Source organism: Streptomyces sp. 4F14 (assembly GCF_048159485.1).
Lineage (GTDB): Bacteria > Actinomycetota > Actinomycetes > Streptomycetales > Streptomycetaceae > Streptomyces.
The window spans coordinates 1-313 of sequence record NZ_JBLRVY010000417.1; the positions used below are offsets into that span (position 1 = coordinate 1).

A 313-nucleotide genomic window follows, 5' to 3' on the forward strand; every position below is an offset into this window, starting at 1 on the left:
CACGCCGGCTTCTGCGCGTGGCACCACTGGGCTCCTTCTCTCAGGTACGTCGGACCGGGTCCCCGACCGGCATCCTGGCCAGCGCCTTGCGGTCGACCTTGCCCGCCCGGTTGAGGGGCATGTCGTCCAGCCATACGAAGAAGCGGGGAAGCATATGGCTCGGCAACCGGTCTCGCAGCTGGCCGGTGAGCACCTCGTCGGGCGACCGTTCGCCGACCAGGAAGGCGACGATGGCGGCACCGCCGGGCGTGTCCTCGCGCAGCAGCACCGCGGAGTCGACGGCTCCGGCGCAGTCGCGCAGGGCGTGCTCGAC

At 71.2% G+C, this 313-nt stretch carries 1 protein-coding gene; it reads right to left on the bottom strand.

What is annotated here, in order from left to right; genetic code table 11:
- Nucleotides 1-40: 40 nt before the first annotated feature.
- On the bottom strand, nt 41-313 hold a 273-nt coding region (locus ACLZOT_RS51380; RefSeq protein ID WP_416976164.1), incomplete at its 5' end, for an AMP-binding enzyme.